The organism is Mycolicibacterium chlorophenolicum (assembly GCF_001044235.1).
Taxonomy (GTDB): domain Bacteria; phylum Actinomycetota; class Actinomycetes; order Mycobacteriales; family Mycobacteriaceae; genus Mycobacterium; species Mycobacterium chlorophenolicum.
The window spans coordinates 57,602-75,222 of record NZ_JYNL01000060.1 but is presented as its reverse complement, the minus strand read 5'-3'; the positions used below and the strand labels follow the sequence as shown (position 1 = coordinate 75,222).

The following is a 17,621-nucleotide window of genomic DNA, read 5'->3' as shown; positions in this document are numbered from 1 at the left end:
CCCCGGGGTGTCCCTCGGGCTAGGCGCAGGCGGCGATGACGTCGCGCTGCTGGCTGATCGACTGGAGCACCTCGAACCCGATCTGCCGGACGCTGGCCATGACGGGATTGCGCTCCAGACCGGTCGCGGCGGTGTCGCGGCGCACCACCCAGCCCAGCGATTCGCTACCGGCCAGCGCCGCGTAGGCCGCCTCGACCTCGGGGTCGGTGAGGTCCGACGACGCCAGCGCGAGCACCAGATCCTTGCGCGAATACTCCGCTCCGTCAGCGTCTTTGACGACCGGGTTGGTCCACCAGTGATCGAACGGGATACGCGAGCCGCGGTCGATGTGCCCGCCCTCGCGGGTACGGATCGGCGCCGGCGGATACAGGCTGAGCTTGGGCACGAACTCGCCGCAGCGCTTGGAACCGGTGCGGATCTTCATCAACGTCAGGCAGGCGGCCGAGGCCGCGGTCTTCGGGTTGAGCACGCCGGCGGTGTCCACCCATGTGAAGTCCTGCGGCACACCCAACTCGTCGATCAGCGCGCGTGTCGTGGCGCCCTGGTGCACCAGGCGGCGGATGTGGCCGGCCAGATCGCGCGCTTCGATCAGCCTGCCCTGGTCGAATCGCTCCCCCGCGGACCGCAGGGCGGCGACGAGCTCGTCGAACCGCGCCATCAGATCAGCCTGCGTAGGAGTGCGAACGACCATGAAAACCCCCGAGCTCTCGCGTCGCTGTGCGACGTCCCCGCAGGGAGCGTACGTCGGGGAACCGGGTTTCGTCTCGCTAACTGGATCCGGCCAGCAACCGCTGTGCCAAAGCCGCCGCGTCGACGTCGGGAGGAACCACCTCCCACGGGCCGCCCCAGTGCGCCGCGGCGAGTCCGGCGTAGACGGCTCCGGTGCGTCGCTGCAGGCCGTCGTCGCGCTCGTAGGCGTCGCGGGTGCGGTCGGCGTCGGCGGCCTCCCGGCTGGCGGCGCGCTGCGCGGCGAGTTCGGTCGGCACGTCGAGCAGGACCTGCCGGTCTGGGGCCGGCAACCCCAGACGCCGGTATTCGAGCTCGTGCACCCAGGCGACGACGTCGCCGTCGGCGTCCTGGTGCAGCCGCGCGGCGCTGTAGGCCGCGTTGGAGGCGACGTAGCGGTCGAGCAGGACCACCCCGTGGGTCGCCGTGAGCTGGGCGATCTCGTCGCGCGCGCCGGCGCGGTCCATCGCGAACAGCACCGCCATCGCGTACACGGAGTCGGCGAGGTCGCCGTGCTGACCGTGCAGCGCCTCGGCCGCCAGGTCGGCGGGCACCGACACGCCGTATCGGGGAAAGGCCAGGTCACCGACGGAGTGGCCGTGGGATTCGAACGCGGCGCGCAGCCCGTTGGTCAGCGTGCGCTTGCCGGCGCCGTCGACGCCCTCGATGACGATGAGCACCCGATGAGCCTAATCCCGGGCGGCGGATGTCCCGCGGGTGATAGGGATTGCCCATGCGGGGTGTGAGCAAAGCTGCGGAGTTCGCTGTGGCGGCGGGGGTCGGGGCCGCGGTGCTGCTGGGGTGTGGGTGCGCGGTCGCTTCGGCCGACGACTCGGCAACCGGCGGGACGGACACCGCGTCGGCACAGCAGGGCCCGCGCGCCGCTCGCGCCGAGACGCGGCAGCAGTCCCGGGCCCGGTTGACCGAGCGCAGGCGCGAGGCCGCCGAGACCCGCCGCGTCGTGATCGACACCAGGAGAGCGGCTCGCGCGGCCGACGCGGCCGAGAAGTCGGACGACGCGCCCGCACCCGGCGTCGTCGCCCCGCTGCTGCCCCTGGGTGCGACCCCGCGCCGCGAGCGCGTCACCGACACCGACATCACCGACGGGCCGCAGACCATCACCACCGGGCCGCCGTCGCTGGTGGACCGGCTGATCCTGCGGACGCTTCAGACGTTGCGGCACAAGGATTCTGCGATCTTCGACGGGGACGGCGACAACGTCACGCACACCAGTCCGCCCCGGTGGGTGACCGGCAGGCTCACCATCACCGAGAGCGAATACGCCGGCATGACGGTGTGGTCGATGGCGCCGAAGAAGCCGACGGGCGAGTACGTCCTCGCGCTGCACGGTGGCGGCTTCGTGGCCGAGGCGAACATCATCAACTGGGCGGACTACGCGGCCATGGCCCGTCAGACCGGCGCGACCGTGGTGGTGCCGATCTATCCGCTGGCGCCGCCGAAGGGTGACGCCAGCGTCGACACGCTGGTCCCGCCAATGGCGGACTATCTGGCGGCGATGATCGACGCGCACGGCGCCGGCAACGTGAGCCTGTACGGCGATTCCGCCGGCGGCACCTACGCGATGCTGGTCGCGCAGGAACTGGTACGCCGTTGCCGGGCAGACGTCGCGTGCGTGCTCGCCGAGGAGGAGCCGTCGCGGATGGTGCTGATCTCCCCCGTGCTGCATCTGACGTTGAGCGGCCCGATCGTCGACGACATCGACGATCCGATCATTCCGCCCCGGCTGCCACCGTCGGCGGGTGGCGCGCTGAACGCCGACGATCCGCGGGTGAACCCGATCATGGTCGAGGACCTGACCGGGTTGCCGCCGACGGCCATCTACGTCGGAACGGTGGAGCGGCCCTATCCCGGGGATCTGTTGTTCCGCGACAAGCTGCTGGCGCAGGACCCGGACGCCGATTTCACCGTGGTGATCGGCGACGGCCAGATGCACGACTGGGCACTGGGCGGGATCTTCGTCAATTCCCAGGCGCGGCTGTGGCGTCCGACGATCTACCGACAGCTGGGCCTGGTCTGATCAGTGTTCACCGGGCAGACACCTCGCGCTGCTACGGCTAGGGGCATGCGCACTCTCGCCGCGATGATCGCGTCGGTCCTCCTGGTCGGGCTCTTCGCGTCCGCGCCGGCGTCGGCGGCCGCGATCGACTTCGATCTGCAGGCCCACCGCGGCGGCCGCGGCGAGACCACCGAGGAGTCACTCCGTGCGTTCGCCAAGGCGCTCGAACTCGGCGTCACCACGCTGGAACTCGACATCGTGCTGTCCCGCGACGGCCACCCGATGGTGTGGCATGACCCGGTGATCCAGGCGGACAAGTGCACCGACACCGCCCCCGCCTCTCCCGGTGATCCGCAGTACCCCTATGTCGGCAAGCTGGTGTGGGAGCTGACGTCGGCTCAGCTGCGCACGCTGGACTGCGGGAAGCTGTTGTCGGGTTTCCCCGGGGCCGAGGTGGTGACGGGCAACAAGATCGCCACGCTGCCCGAGGTGTTCGCGCTCGCGGACTCGTATCGCGCCGGTGTCCGCTACAACATCGAAACCAAGATCGAGGCCGACAAGCCCGAGATGTCGGCGCCGCCGGCCCAGTTCGTCGACGTCATCCTCGCGGCGGTGCGCGCTGCGGGCAAGCAGGATCGGGTCGAGATCCAGAGCTTCGACTGGCGCACCCTGCCGCTGGTGCGCGCCGCCGAACCGGCGATCCCGCTGGTCGCCCTGTGGGACGAGACGACGTTCGTGCCCGGCTCGGCGTGGCTGAACCGCATCGATCCCGCGGTCGTGGGTGATCCGATCATCGCGGCGACCATGGTGGGCGCCAACATCCTGTCGCCGGGCTACTCGGTGCCCTATGGCCAGGTTCCCGGCGATCCCGGTTTCGCGTTGGTGGCCGATGCCGAGTTCGTCTCCCGCGCCCACGGTCTGGGATTGAGGGTGATCCCGTGGACCATCAATGACCCGGGGGCCATGCGCGCGCAGATCGCCGCGGGCGCCGACGGCATCATCACCGATTATCCGACGCGCCTGCGTGCGGTGATGGCCGAGCTGGGCATGCCGCTACCGCCGGCCTACCGTCCGAGCTGACGGATCATCGAATGGTGGTGAATCCTTCCGACCGCGCCGGCGAGATCCCGGACACCGGCATTCCGGCGGCGGCGGCCGCCGAGATGACGATCGCGGAACAGTACGACTGGCATCGGGGTTATCTGAGGCGCCACCCGGTATCCCGCCGGAACTTTCTGCGGGGGTCCGCGGCGCTGGCGGCGGTCGGCGCGGTCGGCATGTCGCCGTTCGGCCGCCGCGCCTACGCCGAGGACGCCCCGCTGGCGGTGGCCAACCGCCGGGTGGGCTACGGGTCCGACGCCTCCAGCCAGCTGCGGCTGACCGCGCAGCTGTCGCGCAACCCTGCCGGCGCCACAGTGTTTCTCGATCACGGCCCGACGCCCGCGCTGGGCGCCACGGCCGAAGCGGAGGTCCGCAATCTGGTCACCCAGATCCCCGACAGCGCCGGCGGTGTGCTGGCCGCCGAGCAGTTCTACGTTCACGCCCCGGTCGACGGGCTCGCCGGGCGCGCGCCGCACTTCTACCGGTGGCGCACCGAGGACGGCTTCGTCAGCGACATCCGGTCGGCCTTCACGGCGATGCCCAGTGCGCGAAATGCTCTGGCACCCTTCCGGTTCACGATGATGGGCGATCAGGGCACCGATACCACGCCGCTGCTCCCACCGGGTTTGGCCCGGGGCGACTACGACGACGGCTACTACAAGCCGGACAACGCTCCCGCCGTGGCGCACACCGAGAACGTGCTGAGTCAGATCATCGCGTCGCGCCCGGATTTCCACATCCTGGCCGGGGACATCGCCTACGCGGACCCCTCGGGTTTGGGCAAGCCACCGACGTTCGTGCCGTCGGGCGGAGCATTGCCGTCGGGGTTCGACAAGTTCAATCCCTTTGTGTGGGACGTGTACCTGGGCTCCATCGAAGCCAGTGCGTCGACGACCCCGTGGATGTTCGCCACCGGCAATCACGACATGGAGGCCGCCTACCCCGTGCACGGCTACGCCGGCCATCTGGCACGGATGGACTTCCCCGGCAACGGACCCGCGGCGTGCCCGTCGGTGTACTCGTTCGTCTACGGCAATGTGGCGGTCCTGTCGCTGGACGCCAACGACGTCTCCTACGAGATCACGGCCAACACCGGCTACTCCGGCGGCACTCAGACCCGTTGGGTGGCAGACACTCTGGCCCGGCACCGAGCCGACCCGAACATCGATTTCATCGCGTGCTTCTTCCATCACTGCGCCTACTCGACGGTGCAGGCGCACGCCAGCGACGGCGGGGTGCGCGACGCATGGGCTGAATTGTTCGACCGGTACCGGGTGGACCTCGTGCTGCAGGCGCACAACCACGCCTTCGAGCGGTCCGACCCCATCCGCAAGGGCGCACCGACCAGGGCAGCCGGGGATCGCGCCACCGTCTATCCCGACACCGACGGCACGGTGTACTACACGGTCGGATCCGCGGGTCGGCCGCGCTACACGTTCCAACCCGGTGAGCAGGAGAGTTACCGCGGGCACGAGACGGCCGACACCTTCGTGCCGAACAGCTACGTGTGGACCTCCGGCGGCGAGCAACACCCCGAAGCCGTCGCGTGGTCGCGGGTGAGGTTTCAGAACTATGCGTTCATCCGGGTCGATGTGCGGCCCGGAGTCTTCGTCAGCGAGATGGACGTCGTCGCGGTCGACGAGTACGGGCGCGAACTCGACATGCTCACCTTCCGCCGCCCGGTGAAGCAATGATGATCAGTTGATCTCGTAGGACTGCAGCACCACGGTGTCGTGCGGCGGGTCCAGGAACACCCGTGTGCTCTTGCGGACCGGCGAGAACGCCATGTTCAGTTCGACGCCGGTGCGGAACGGCCCGGGCGGCACGTCGGCCTCGAGCGCTTTCTGCACCGCGGGGTGCTGCGTCGACGGCTCCGAATCATGCTGTCGCAGAAGCGAATCCATCGTCGGCGGGGTGACTTTCACGACGGCGTCGATCCAGACCGCCGTCGCGCGTGAGGCGTCTCCGGCGTTGTCCCAGCGGATCCACGACGCCGACACCGGGGCCCCGAGCGCGGGGAACGTCCGCTCGAGTTCTTCGGTGTCGTGCCGGACCTCCATCACGGGCCGGGTGGCGGTGCTCTCGGGCTCCTCCGACTGCGGGTGGGCACACCCGGTCAGCGCCAGCAGCAGCACCAACGCGAAACGGGCGCGCACGACGACACTCAGTGTCGCCGCGCGCGCCCGAATCGTCATGTCAGTAGCGGTAGTGCTCCGGCTTGTACGGGCCCTCCACGTCCACACCGATGTACTCGGCCTGCTCCTTGGTGAGGCGGGTCAGCGTGCCGCCGAGCGCCTCGACGTGGATCTTGGCGACCTTCTCGTCGAGGTGCTTGGCCAGCCGGTAGACCTCGTTGTCGTACTCGTCGTTCTTGGTCCACAGCTCGATCTGGGCGATCACCTGGTTCGAGAAGCTGTTGCTCATCACGAACGACGGGTGGCCGGTGGCGTTGCCCAGGTTGAGCAGCCGACCCTCGGACAGCACGATGATCGAGTGGCCGTCGGGGAAGACGAACTCGTCGACCTGCGGCTTGATGTTGATCCGGCGGATGTCGGGGTCACGCTCCAGGCGCGCCATCTCGATCTCGTCGTCGAAGTGACCGATGTTGCCCAGGATCGCCTGGTGCTTCATCGACCGCATGTGCTCGAGGGTGATGATCCCCTGGTTGCCGGTGGCGGTGATGATGATGTCGGCCCAGCCCACGGCCTCCTCGACGGTCTTGACCTCGAAGCCGTCCATCAGCGCCTGCAGGGCGTTGATCGGGTCGATCTCGGTGACCGCGACGCGGGCGCCCTGCGCCTTGAGCGCCTCGGCGCAGCCCTTGCCGACGTCGCCGTAGCCGCAGACCAGCGCGGCCTTGCCGCCGATCAGGACGTCGGTGCCGCGGTTGATGCCGTCGATCAGCGAGTGCCGGGTGCCGTACTTGTTGTCGAACTTGCTCTTGGTGACCGAGTCGTTGACGTTGATCGCCGGGAACGCGAGCTCGCCGGCCGCGGCGAACTGGTACAGGCGCAGCACGCCGGTGGTGGTCTCCTCGGTGACGCCCTTGACCGACTCGGCGATCGTCGTCCACTTGGTCTTGTCGGACTCCAGCGAGCGGCGCAGCAGGTTCAGGAACACCTTGTACTCGTCGGAGTGCTCGTCCTCCTCCGGCGGCACGACGCCGGCCTTCTCGAACTGGGCGCCGCGCAGCACCAGCATGGTGGCGTCACCGCCGTCGTCGAGGATCATGTTGGCCGGCTCGCCGGGCCAGGTCAGCATCTGCTCGGCGGCCCACCAGTACTCCTCGAGGGTCTCGCCCTTCCACGCGAACACGGGGATGCCCTTGGGCTCCTCGGGGGTGCCGTGGGGTCCGACGACGACGGCCGCGGCCGCGTGGTCCTGGGTGGAGAAGATGTTGCAGCTCGCCCAGCGCACCTCGGCGCCCAGGCTGGTCAGCGTCTCGATCAGCACGGCCGTCTGCACGGTCATGTGCAGCGAGCCGGAGACCCGGGCGCCCTTGAGCGGCTGGACCTCGGCGTACTCGCGGCGCAGGGTCATCAGGCCGGGCATCTCGTGCTCGGCGAGCCGGATCTCCTTGCGGCCGAACTCGGCCAGCGACAGGTCGGCGACCTTGAAGTCGATGCCGTTGCGGACGTCTGCGGTCAGTGTCGGTGCAGTCATATATAGAGCCCCTTTTTGATTCGTCACATTTGCCTCGGGACGCACCACAGTGCGCCGGCGACACACTCAGCCTGCGGGCTCGCGGGACAGGCGCTCGTCGGTCCGTTTTTCAACAGCGGAGACGCACTGCCAGCTGAGAGGTATCCACAACACCCTAGCGGGCGGGCGCGGCCGCCTCCAATTCGCCCCGGTCGGGGACGCGGCCGCTATCCGGACTCGATGACCCCGTAGCGCTCGGCGAACGGCGTCATCAACCGGGCCAGGTCGCGCGCCACGTCGTGATCGGCCTCCGGCGGCATCGAGATGTAGCTCATCGCGAGCCGGACGATCGCCCGGGCCAGTACGCCCGCATCCTCTTCGCTGCAGCGCACCCAGCTGGTCATGAACAGCTCGGTCAGCCGCGCCGAGCAGTGCGTGATGATCGGCGCGCTGTCGGTGGTGATGATCTGCAGCAGGTCGGGTTTGGACGTGCCGGTCAGCAGTGAGATCACCAGCGGGTCGGCGGCCGATTCGGCGAAGAAGTCGCGGAACCCCTGCAGGAACGCCGCGTACACGTCGCCGACGTTGTCGATGATCGCGCCCTGGATCTGGCTGACCAGCCGGTCGGCCAGTCGCAGCGCGTATCCCTGGGCCAGGCCCTGGCGGGAACCGAACTCGTTGTAGATGGTCTGCCGGCTGATGCCGGCGGCCTTGGCGACGTCGGACAGCGTGATCGCCGACCAGTCGCGGGTGAGCAGCAACTCGCGCATGCCGTCGAGGATCGAATCGCGCAGCAGGACCCGCGACGCCTCGGCGTAGGTGATGCGCTTGTCGTTGGTGCTGCTCACACGCGCGACTGTAACGGTCACGGTCGTGAGACCTCCACCATGTCGAAGTCCGACTTGGCCGCGCCGCAGTCGGGGCAACTCCAGTCGTCGGGGATGTCGTCCCAGCGGGTGCCCGGGGCGATGCCGTCCTCGGGCCAACCCTTGGCCTCGTCGTACTCGAAGCCGCACTGCACGCAGACGAACAGCTTGTAGTCGGTCACTGATTCACTCCTATCGGTTCGAAGTCGACCTTCTCGCGGACCGCACAGTCGGGGCAGCACCAGTCGTCGGGGATGTCGGCCCAGGCCGTGCCCGCCGGAAACCCTTCCCGCGGCGCACCTTTGGCTTCGTCGTAGACGTAGTCGCAGCCGGGGCAGCGATACGTGCTCACGAGTCCGCCCCATACCGGGCGAGCACCTTGTCCCGCACTCGCGGGTGGATGTTCACGCGGGTGATGTCGCCGTCGTAGTGGTCGAGCACCCGGTGGTCCATCACCTTGCGCCACAGTGGCGGGAAGTAGGTCAGCCCGATCATCGACGCGTAGCCGCTGGGCAGGTTCGGCGCGCCCTTCATGCTGCGCAGCGTCTGGTAGCGCCGGGTCGGGTTGGCGTGGTGATCACTGTGCCGCTGGAGGTGATACAGGAACAGGTTGGTCACGATGTGGTCGGAGTTCCAGCTGTGCACCGGGGCGCACCGCTCGTAGCGGCCGTTCTCGTTCTTCTGCCGCAGCAGGCCGTAGTGCTCGAGGTAGTTCACCGTCTCGAGCAGGCTGAAGCCGAACACCGCGGAGATCAGGATGTAGGGAATGAGGGCGACGCCGAAGACCGCGATCAGGGCGCCGTAGAACACCGCCGACATCGCCCAGGCGTTGAGCACGTCGTTGGACCAGTGCCATTTCGACTTGCCTGCCCGCTCGAGCCGCTTGGCCTCGAGCTCCCATGCCGAGCGCAGGCTGCCGACGACGCTGCGCGGCAGGAACTCCCAGAAGGTCTCGCCGAACCGCGCACTCGCCGGATCCTCCGGGGTCGCGACGCGGACGTGGTGGCCGCGGTTGTGCTCGATGTAGAAGTGGCCGTAACAGGTCTGCGCGAGGGTGATCTTGCTCAGCCACCGCTCCAGCGAGTCCTTCTTGTGCCCCATCTCGTGCGCGGTGTTGATGCCCACGCCGCCGAGCACGCCCACCGACAGCGCCACCCCGATCTTCGCCGGCCACGGCAGCGCGCCGTCGAAGCCCAGCCAGCTCAGGTCCGACGCGGTGAACAGGTACGCGCCGAAAATCACGCTGGCGTACTGGAACGGGATGTAGATGTAGGTGCAGTAGCGGTAGTACTTGTCGTTCTCCAGCCGCTCCATCACCTCGTCGGGCGGGTTCTGGCCGTCGGGCCCGAACCTCAGGTCCAGGGCGGGCAGCAGGATGTAGAGCAGGATCGGGCCGATCCACAGCGGCACCTGCGCCGCGCCGTGCCAGCCCCAGTGGTTGAACGCCCACACCAGCGGCAGCATGACGAACAGCGCCGTCGGGGCGATAAGGCCCATCAGCCAGAGGTAGCGCTTCTTGTCGCGCCACTCCTCGACCCCGGCGCCCTGTGGGCCTCCCCGCAGTTCCTGTGTGGTCACCCGATGCCTCCTTGCTGTGAGTGCGATCACCAACTCCGATTGACTATAGAGCCAGTTTTGTCGCCTGTCTAGACAGCAAGGCCTGTTTTGTAAAGAGCAGGGTCACTCCGTCGGGAAATCGGCACCTCGGGACAGCGCCTCGCCGGCCCGGACGTGGGCAAGCCGCTCCTGCAGCGCTGCGACAGCGGCGTCGAACCCGGCACCGCCCAGCACCAGCCGCGTCGGCAACGGGTCCTGCGCCAACGCAGCGATCAGCGCGCGCGCCCCGCGCCGGGGGTCGCCGGGCTGGTTGCCGTCCTCGGCGATCATCCCCGCGCGCACCTGCTCGAGCAGGTCGCGGTAGGCGGTGACGGTTTCGGTGATCGGCTCGTCGGCGAAGCCGGCGTAGGCCCGCGTGCGGAAGGCCCCCGGCTCGACCGCCATCACGCCGATGCCCAGCGCAGCGACCTCCTGCCGGAGGACATCGGTGACGGCCTCGATGGCGAATTTCGTTGCGCTGTAATAGCCGAACCCGGCCACGCCCTGCAGGCCGGCCACCGATGACACGTTGACGATCCGTCCGCTGCCCCGCGCCCGCATGCCGGGCAGCACCGCCCGCGTCACCGACAGCACGGCGAAGAAGTTCAGCTCGAACATCGTCCGCACGGCACCCTCGGCCATGCCTTCGATCGAGCCGTACCAGCCGCGGCCGGCGTTGTTGACCAGCACGTCGATCCCCCCGAAGTGCTCCTCGGCGGTGCGGACGGCCCGCTGCACCTGGTCGGGGTGGGTGACGTCGAGCGGCACGACCAGCACGCGATCACCGAATGTCTGCGCCCACTCCGCCAGTTCCTCGACGCGCCGCGCGGTGAGCACCACCCGGTCGCCGACCTCGAGGGCGGCCTCGGCGAAGGCCATCCCGAATCCGCCCGGCGTTCCGCCGGTGATGAACCAGTTTCTCGTCATGGCCCCACCGTGGGGCCTCCCCCGGGGAGAGGGTCAAGCGCGGAGGAAACTCAGCTGCGGCGGCCCACCAGCGAGTGCCGCCGGCCGTAGAGGAAGTAGACGGCCACACCGATCGCCATCCAGATCAGGAACCGGATCCACGTCAGCCCGGTCAGGTTCAGCATCAGCCACACGCACGCGATGATCGACAGCACCGGCAGCACCGGCACCCACGGCGCCCGGAAGCCGCGCGGCAGGTCGGGCCGCGTGCGCCGCAGCACCAGCACACCCGCCGACACCAGCACGAACGCGAACAGCGTGCCGATGTTCACCATCTCCTCGAGCTTGCCGATCGGGAACACCGTCGCAGTGATCGCGACGACCGCGCCCGTGATCAGCGTGATCCGCACCGGCGTCCCGTGCCGGCCGGTCTTGGCGAGCTGACGCGGCATCAGGCCGTCGCGCGACATCGCGAACAGCACCCGCGTCTGGCCCAGCACCAGCACGATCACCACGGTCGTCAGCCCTGCCAGCGCGCCGATCGAGATCACCTTGGCNGCGACATCGCGAACAGCACCCGCGTCTGGCCCAGCACCAGCACGATCACCACGGTCGTCAGCCCTGCCAGCGCGCCGATCGAGATCACCTTGGCCGCCCAGTCCACCCCGTTCAGCGCGAACGCCGTCGCGAGGTTCTGCGTCTCGGCGCCGCGCAGTTCCTTGTAGCTGACCATCCCCGACACCACGACGGTGACGGCGACGTAGAGCACCGTGACGATGCCGAGGGAGGCCAGGATTCCCCGGGGCACGTCGCGCTGCGGGTTCTTGGTCTCCTCGGCGGTGGTGGCGACGATGTCGAAGCCGATGAATGCGAAGAACACGATCGACGCACCGGCCAGCACCCCGTACCAGCCGTAGTGGCTGCCCTCGGCGCCGGTCAGCAGCGAGAACAACGACTGCTCGGTGCCCGATCCGCCGCCGCCCGGTTCGGTGGGCGGGACGAACGGCGTGTAGTTCTGGGTCTTGATGTAGAACGCGCCGACGATCACGACCAGCAGCACCACCGCGACCTTCACCGCGGTGATCGCGAGGCTGATGCCGGCGGAGAGCTTGGTGCCGTAGGCCAGGATCGCGGTGACGAACGCGATGATCAGCAGGGCGCCCCAATCGACTTCCAGCCCACCGATATTCGCGACGCCACCGCCGAAACCGAACACGGTGCCCAGATAACTCGACCAGCCCTTGGCGACGACGGCCGCCGCGACGGCGAATTCGAGGATCAGGTCCCAGCCGATGATCCACGCGACGAACTCGCCGAACGTCGCATAGGAGAACGTGTACGCGCTGCCCGCGACCGGCACCGTGGAGGCGAACTCCGCGTAACACAGCGCGGCGAGCCCGCACGCGACCGCGGCGATGACGAACGAGATCGAGATCGCCGGGCCGGTGAGGTTCGCGGCCGTCGACGCGGTGATCGTGAAGATGCCGGCGCCGATCACCACGGACACCCCGAAGACGGTGAGGTCCCACCAGGTCAGGTCCTTGCGGAGCCGGGTGTCGGGCTCGTCGGTGTCGGCGATGGACTGCTCCACCGACTTGGTCCGCCGCTTGTTGGTGGCCGGTGCCGCCGACTCCTGCGTCATCAACGTCCTCGTTTCGTCATCGTCTGTGCGGGAATGTACCCACTACGTCCCTTAAAGTGACCTTCAATGGCAGCCCTCATGACACAGAGTGCAGAACACGCGATCGTCATCGGCGCCAGCCTCGGCGGGCTGTGCGCCGCCCGAGTCCTCTCCGGGGTCTTCGACCGGGTGACGATCTTCGAGCGCGACCAGCTTCCCGACGGGCCGGCCAACCGCGCGGCTGTGCCGCAGGGCCGACATGTGCACCTGTTGATGGCCCGCGGCGCGCAGGAGTTCGAGGCGCTGTTCCCCGGTCTGCTCGAGGACATGGTCGCCGCCGGCGTGCCGATCCTGGAGAACCGGCCGGACTGCATCCACTTCGGAGCGGCAGGCCATGTGTTGGGCACCCAGCACCGGCTGCAGGACGAGTTCACCGCCTACGTGCCGAGCCGGCCGCATCTGGAGTGGCAGATCCGCCGGCGCGTCCTGGAGATCCCCAACGTGACGCTGGTCGGCGAGGGTGTCGACGAGCCGGTGTACGACGGACGCCGGGTCACAGGAGTCAGGGTGGCGGGGTCGACGGTCGACGCGGATCTGGTGGTCGATGCGACGGGGCGGGGCACCCGCTTGCCGGTGTGGTTGGAGCAGTGGGGTTTTGCGCGGCCGCCCGAGGACACGGTGGACGTCGGCATCGGCTACGCGACGCACCAGGTGCGCATCCCGGAGGGGTTGTTCGCCGAGAAGGTGGTGGTCGCCGGGGCGTCGCGGGAGCATCCGGTGGGCCTGGGAATGCTGTACTACGAGGACGGCACCTGGGGCCTGACCACGTTCGGTGTCGGAAAAGTGGAGCCGCCCAAGGATTTCGAGGGTATGTGCGCGCTGGCCGACGAGATCCTGCCGCCGCATGTCAGTTCCGCGCTGCGCCAGGGTGAGCCGATCGGCGAGGTGGCGTTCCATAAATACCCGACCAGCCGGTGGCGCCGCTACGACAAGCTCGACCGGTTCCCGGACGGCATCCTGCCGTTCGGTGACGCGGTGGCGAGTTTCAATCCGACGTTCGGCCAGGGCATGACGATGACGTCGCTGCAGGCGGGTCATCTGCAGCGTGCGCTGCGCGATCCCGGTGAGAACCTGGCGCTGACGTTCGCGAAGGCCACGACGAAGACGACGTGGCCGGTGTGGACGATGAACGCGATCGGCGACCTGGTGTTGCACCGGGCCGAGGGTCCGATGCCGTGGTGGTACCGGCCGGTCGGGTCCCTGTTCGACCAGTTCCTCGGCGCAGCCGAGTCGGATCCTGTTCTCGCGGAATGGTTCCTGCGCCGCTTCAGCCTTCTCGACACTCTGTACATGGTGCCGTCGGCGAAGTTGGTCGGCCGCACCGTCCGGCACAACATGCGGCTGTGGGCCGCCGACAAGCGGGCTAGATCCCGACGGTCACGCGAAACAGTCGCGTCGGCTCCTGCGACATCAGCCTGATCGGCCCCTCGTCGGCGGCCACCCATGCCGCGGCCCCGCGCCGCAGTGTCACCGCCGAGGATTTCGCGTGCACCGTCGCCGATCCCTGGGTGCACAGCAGGATCTGCGGGCCGTCGTGGCGGGTGGGCGCGTCGATCTCGTGGCCCAGCTGCTCGCCGTCGACGGTGAGCACCGACACCGCGAATTCCGGTGCCGGCGTGGGGTAGACGAGTTCGGCGCCGTCACGCACGGAGTCGGGGTGCACGATGATGTCGACGGCCGGGGTGAAGTCGAGGACGCGGAGCAGTTCGGGCACGTCGACGTGCTTGGGGGTCAGGCCACCGCGAAGGACGTTGTCCGAGTTGGCCATCACCTCCACGCCGACGCCCGACAGGTAGGCGTGCAGGTTGCCGGCGGGCAGGTAGATCGCCTCGCCGGGCTGCAGCGAGAGCCGGTTGAGCAGCATCGAGGCGAGCACGCCGGCGTCGCCGGGATACCGCTCGCCGAGTTCGAGCACGGTCCTGGCCTCGCGGGCGAATTCCTGTTCGCCGGAGCGCAGGTAGTTGATGGCGCCGTCGAGCACCGCGGGCACCAGGACGTCGAGATCGGGCTGCGGGAACGTGATCCACGTCGTGAACAGCGCCCGGAGCCCGTCGGCATCGGATTCCCCGGCGAGCAGGTTGATGAACGGATTCAGCTCGGCCACCCCGAGCGCACGCATCAGGGTCACCGACCGAGCGGCGGGCGCGAACCCGGCCAGGGCCTCGAACTGGCTGAGCGCCACGATGATCTCGGGCTTGTGGCTGCGGTCGCGGTAGTTGCGGATCGGGGCGTTGACGGGGATGCCCATCCGCTCCTCGCGGGCGAAGCCCTCGATGGCCTGCTCGGTGCTGGGGTGGGCCTGCAGCGAGAGCGGCTCGTCGGCGGCGAGCACTTTGACCAGGAATGGCAGCGCGTCACCGAAGCGACCGCGGACCGCCTGCCCCAGTTCGCCTTCGGGGTCGGCGCGCAGCGCGTCGAGCAGCGAGCGGTCCCCGTCCTCGGTCTGCAGATGCGCCGGGTCGCCGGGGTGCGCCCCGAACCACAGCTCCGCTTCCGGGTGTGGGGTCGGGCTCGGCGCCCCGGTGAATTCGGCGATCGCGGTTCTCGAACCCCACGCATAGGTTCGCACCGCACCCCTGAGCAGATGCACTTGCCCTCACCCTCGAATCAGGCGCTGGTAGACGGCCGCCATCTCCAGGCGGACCGCCATCAGCGCCAGTTGTTGCTCGGGCCGGCTGACGCCGGGCGTCACTGCTGAGCCCGGCGTCTCGTCCCCCCCTAGATCTGGCACATCGTTGGCATTGACCACGGACACGTCATCGAAACCGCCCAGCCGCGCCGACACGGCGAGTCGGTCGGCGTCGGAGGTCAGCACGATGGTCCGCGCGCGTTGCGGCAGCGGTCCGTCGATCTCGTCGTCGTGGAAGATCGACATCTCCGGGGCACCTGTGCTGCCGCGCCCCCACCCCTGGCCGAGTGCCACCAGCACGTCGGCGAGGCCCACCGCGGCCACGGTCTTCTGGGCCACCCGCAGCATCACCGTGCAGGCGTGGCGGGCCAGCGTCAGGGTGGCGGGGGTGTCGCCGGCGAACACCACGTCGCGGTCGAGCATGCGCTGGGTCAGTTCCTTGGCCGGGTTGGTGAAAAGCTCACGCGCAGCACTGTTTCGGAACGCTTCGGCGTCGAGTTCGTCGGCCAGCGTCGCGAGGTCCACCCGGACGCCGGGGGTGATCGCCTCGAGCGCCGCGAGGCCGGCGGCGAGGTAGCGCGCCAGCGCGAAATCGTCGGGCACGGGCAGCCGCGGCGGCAACGCCACCGACCGGCCGGCGGTCGCGTCGCGCAGGGGGCCGTCGTAGGGCGCGACGACGACGACGCGCGCGCCGCGACGCACCGCGGTCGCGGCGGCCGACACCAGCGCGGGGTCACCGGGGTCGTCCCCGGCCACGATCAGCACGTCGAGGGCGCCGATCCAGGGCGGCGCCTCGGCGGCGACGACCATCGGCGCGGACAGCGTCCCGCCGAGCACGCCGGCGAGCATGGAGCCCGCGGTCGCCGCGGTGCCGCGGCCGGCCACCCAGACCACGGTCCGCGGGGGCACGTCGGAGCGCACCGATTCGAGGTCGCCCTCGTCGAGAGCCGCGGCGGTGGCCCGCACCTGAGCGCCGGCCATCGACGCGGCCCGCAGCAGCCCCTGACGGTCGGCGGCCAGCAGGCCGTCGGTGTCGTCGAGGTCGACCACCGCGGTAGCGTTCACGTCAATTCCTTTGCACCCGAGGCGATCAGCGCGCCGATCTCGTCGACGAGCGCGGCCACCTCCTCGGGGGTGCGGGTCTCGACGTTGAGCCGCAGCAGCGGTTCGGTGTTCGACATCCGCAGGTTGAACCAGCTGCCGTCGCCCAGGTCGACGGTCACACCGTCGAGGTGGTCGATGGCGTGCACCCGCGACCCGAACGCGGCCAGCACGGCGTCGACGATCTTCGGCGCGTCGGACACGGTGTAGTTGAGTTCGCCGGAGGCTTCGTAGCGCTCGTAGTCGGCCATCAACTCCGACAGCGGCCGGTCCTGTTCGCCGAGCGCGGCGAGCACGTGCAGTGCGGCGAGCATGCCGGAGTCGGCGCCCCAGAAGTCGCGGAAGTAGTAGTGCGCGGAATGCTCGCCGCCGAAGATCGCACCGGTCTCGGCCATCAGGCCCTTGATGTAGGAGTGCCCGACCCGCGAACGCAGCGGGGTGCCGCCGCGTTCGATGACCAGTTCCGGCACCGCGCGCGAGGTGATGAGGTTGTAGATGACGGTCGCGCCGATCTCGCGGGTGAGTTCGCGCGCGGCGACCAGCGCGGTGACCGCCGACGGCGAGACCGCCTGGCCCTTCTCGTCGACGACGAAGCAGCGGTCGGCGTCGCCGTCGAAGGCCAGACCGATGTCGGCGCCGGTCTCGAGGACGTAGGCCTGCAGGTCGACGAGGTTGGCCGGGTCCAGCGGGTTGGCCTCGTGGTTGGGGAAGGTGCCGTCGAGTTCGAAGAACAGCGGCGACAGCGTGACCGACGGGATGGGTCCGAGGACGCCGGGGGCGGTGTGGCCGGCCATGCCGTTACCGGCGTCGACGGCGACCTTCAGCGGACGCAGCTCGCTGACATCGACCAGGGAGCGCAGGAAATCGCCGTAGTCGCCGAGCACGTCGCGGTCGGTGGCGGTGCCGTGCGGCCCGTCGTAGGCGGGGACGCCGGCGATGACCTCGTCACTGATCGTGACCAGTCCGGACTCCTTGCCGACGGGCTTGGCCCCGGCGCGGCACAGCTTGATGCCGTTGTAGGCGGCGGGGTTGTGGCTGGCGGTGAACATCGCGCCCGGGCAGTCGAGCAGACCGGAGGCGAAGTACAGCTGATCGGTGGAGGCCAGTCCGATGCGGACGACGTCGAGGCCCTGGGCCATCACGCCCTCGGCGAACGCGGTGGACAGCACCGGGGAGCTCTCGCGCATGTCGTGGCCGATGACGACCTGGTGCGCGGTGTCGCGGACCAGGCGGGCGAACGCGGCGCCGACCTCGCTGACGAACTGCTCGTCGATCTCCTCGCCGACGAGTCCGCGCACGTCATACGCCTTGATGACGCGCTGTACCGCCTCGGCGGGCCGGGACATGGAGGCTCCT

17 protein-coding genes and 1 pseudogene are annotated in these 17,621 nt (G+C 69.3%); 4 read left to right on the top strand and 14 right to left on the bottom strand.

The features are described from left to right. Positions 1 to 19 precede the first annotated feature (19 nt). Together MCHLDSM_RS22010 and MCHLDSM_RS22005 are read right to left on the bottom strand one after the other, a co-directional pair. Positions 20 to 658 (bottom strand): hypothetical protein, encoded by a 639-nt coding sequence (locus MCHLDSM_RS22010; protein ID WP_234714151.1) that lies wholly within the window; start codon positions 656 to 658, stop codon positions 20 to 22. 109 nt (positions 659 to 767) lie between these two features. After that, positions 768 to 1,406, bottom strand: a complete 639-nt coding sequence (locus MCHLDSM_RS22005; RefSeq protein ID WP_048472007.1) for a dTMP kinase — start codon at positions 1,404 to 1,406, stop codon at positions 768 to 770. A gap of 53 nt (positions 1,407 to 1,459) precedes the next feature. Between MCHLDSM_RS22005 and MCHLDSM_RS22000 the strand changes: the two genes are divergently transcribed. The 3 genes from MCHLDSM_RS22000 (at position 1,460) to MCHLDSM_RS21990 (ending at position 5,538) form a co-directional block, all read left to right on the top strand. Next, positions 1,460 to 2,764 (top strand): alpha/beta hydrolase, encoded by a 1,305-nt coding sequence (locus MCHLDSM_RS22000; protein WP_053083056.1) that lies wholly within the window; start codon positions 1,460 to 1,462, stop codon positions 2,762 to 2,764. Between the two features lie 45 nt (positions 2,765 to 2,809). Next, positions 2,810 to 3,823 carry a glycerophosphodiester phosphodiesterase gene (locus tag MCHLDSM_RS21995; RefSeq protein WP_048472006.1) on the top strand — a complete coding sequence of 338 codons (1,014 nt, stop codon included), beginning with the start codon at positions 2,810 to 2,812 and terminating at the stop codon, positions 3,821 to 3,823. Positions 3,824 to 3,906: 83 nt separating this feature from the next. Next, a complete protein-coding gene (locus MCHLDSM_RS21990; RefSeq protein WP_407661936.1) occupies positions 3,907 to 5,538 on the top strand; it encodes a metallophosphoesterase in 1,632 nt (543 codons plus the stop codon). A gap of 3 nt (positions 5,539 to 5,541) precedes the next feature. Here the strand turns inward: MCHLDSM_RS21990 and MCHLDSM_RS21985 are convergent, their stop codons facing one another. From MCHLDSM_RS21985 to MCHLDSM_RS21950, 9 genes and pseudogenes are all read right to left on the bottom strand, one after another. Continuing rightward, on the bottom strand, positions 5,542 to 6,039 hold the full coding sequence (locus MCHLDSM_RS21985; protein WP_048472004.1) for a hypothetical protein: 498 nt from the start codon (positions 6,037 to 6,039) through the stop codon (positions 5,542 to 5,544). Position 6,040: 1 nt separating this feature from the next. Beyond that, positions 6,041 to 7,507: an adenosylhomocysteinase gene (gene ahcY / locus MCHLDSM_RS21980; protein WP_048416794.1), complete on the bottom strand. Its 1,467-nt coding sequence runs from the start codon at positions 7,505 to 7,507 to the stop codon at positions 6,041 to 6,043. 206 nt (positions 7,508 to 7,713) lie between these two features. After that, complete coding sequence (gene alkX / locus MCHLDSM_RS21975; RefSeq protein ID WP_407661934.1) at positions 7,714 to 8,355, bottom strand: TetR family transcriptional regulator AlkX; 642 nt, start codon at positions 8,353 to 8,355, stop codon at positions 7,714 to 7,716. After that, positions 8,352 to 8,534, bottom strand: coding sequence for a rubredoxin (locus MCHLDSM_RS21970; protein WP_048472002.1), 183 nt, complete (start codon positions 8,532 to 8,534; stop codon positions 8,352 to 8,354). Before MCHLDSM_RS21970 ends, alkX begins: the two co-directional genes overlap by 4 nt. Next, positions 8,531 to 8,704: a rubredoxin gene (locus MCHLDSM_RS21965; protein ID WP_048416797.1), complete on the bottom strand. Its 174-nt coding sequence runs from the start codon at positions 8,702 to 8,704 to the stop codon at positions 8,531 to 8,533. Before MCHLDSM_RS21965 ends, MCHLDSM_RS21970 begins: the two co-directional genes overlap by 4 nt. Further along, the gene (locus MCHLDSM_RS21960) at positions 8,701 to 9,849 is read right to left on the bottom strand and encodes an alkane 1-monooxygenase (protein ID WP_234714153.1); all 1,149 of its coding nucleotides are present in this window, start codon (positions 9,847 to 9,849) and stop codon (positions 8,701 to 8,703) included. Before MCHLDSM_RS21960 ends, MCHLDSM_RS21965 begins: the two co-directional genes overlap by 4 nt. A 183-nt stretch (positions 9,850 to 10,032) precedes the next feature. After that, entirely contained in the window at positions 10,033 to 10,875 is an 843-nt protein-coding gene (locus MCHLDSM_RS21955; protein WP_048472001.1) for an SDR family NAD(P)-dependent oxidoreductase, read from the bottom strand. Between the two features lie 50 nt (positions 10,876 to 10,925). After that, positions 10,926 to 11,411 (bottom strand): annotated as a pseudogene (locus tag MCHLDSM_RS39695) (amino acid permease); the annotation flags it as partial. Position 11,412: 1 nt separating this feature from the next. After that, positions 11,413 to 12,496: amino acid permease (locus MCHLDSM_RS21950; protein WP_412178262.1), on the bottom strand; the 1,084-nt coding region annotated here is incomplete at its 3' end. 78 nt (positions 12,497 to 12,574) lie between these two features. Here MCHLDSM_RS21950 and MCHLDSM_RS21945 point away from each other — a divergent pair. Then, complete coding sequence (locus MCHLDSM_RS21945) at positions 12,575 to 13,954, top strand: FAD-dependent oxidoreductase (RefSeq protein ID WP_048472000.1); 1,380 nt, start codon at positions 12,575 to 12,577, stop codon at positions 13,952 to 13,954. On the opposite strand, the gene manA is transcribed toward MCHLDSM_RS21945, so the two are convergent. From manA to MCHLDSM_RS21930, 3 genes are read right to left on the bottom strand one after another with little or no spacing between them, the layout of a single operon-like run. Then, the gene (manA, locus tag MCHLDSM_RS21940) at positions 13,899 to 15,125 is read right to left on the bottom strand and encodes a mannose-6-phosphate isomerase, class I (protein WP_048471999.1); all 1,227 of its coding nucleotides are present in this window, start codon (positions 15,123 to 15,125) and stop codon (positions 13,899 to 13,901) included. The two genes, MCHLDSM_RS21945 and manA, sit on opposite strands and share 56 nt — an antisense overlap. Before the next feature lie 6 nt (positions 15,126 to 15,131). Then, positions 15,132 to 16,229 carry a hypothetical protein gene (locus MCHLDSM_RS21935; protein WP_048471998.1) on the bottom strand — a complete coding sequence of 366 codons (1,098 nt, stop codon included), beginning with the start codon at positions 16,227 to 16,229 and terminating at the stop codon, positions 15,132 to 15,134. Continuing rightward, positions 16,226 to 17,611 carry a phosphomannomutase/phosphoglucomutase gene (locus tag MCHLDSM_RS21930; RefSeq protein ID WP_048471997.1) on the bottom strand — a complete coding sequence of 462 codons (1,386 nt, stop codon included), beginning with the start codon at positions 17,609 to 17,611 and terminating at the stop codon, positions 16,226 to 16,228. Before MCHLDSM_RS21930 ends, MCHLDSM_RS21935 begins: the two co-directional genes overlap by 4 nt. Between the last annotated feature and the right edge of the window lie 10 nt (positions 17,612 to 17,621).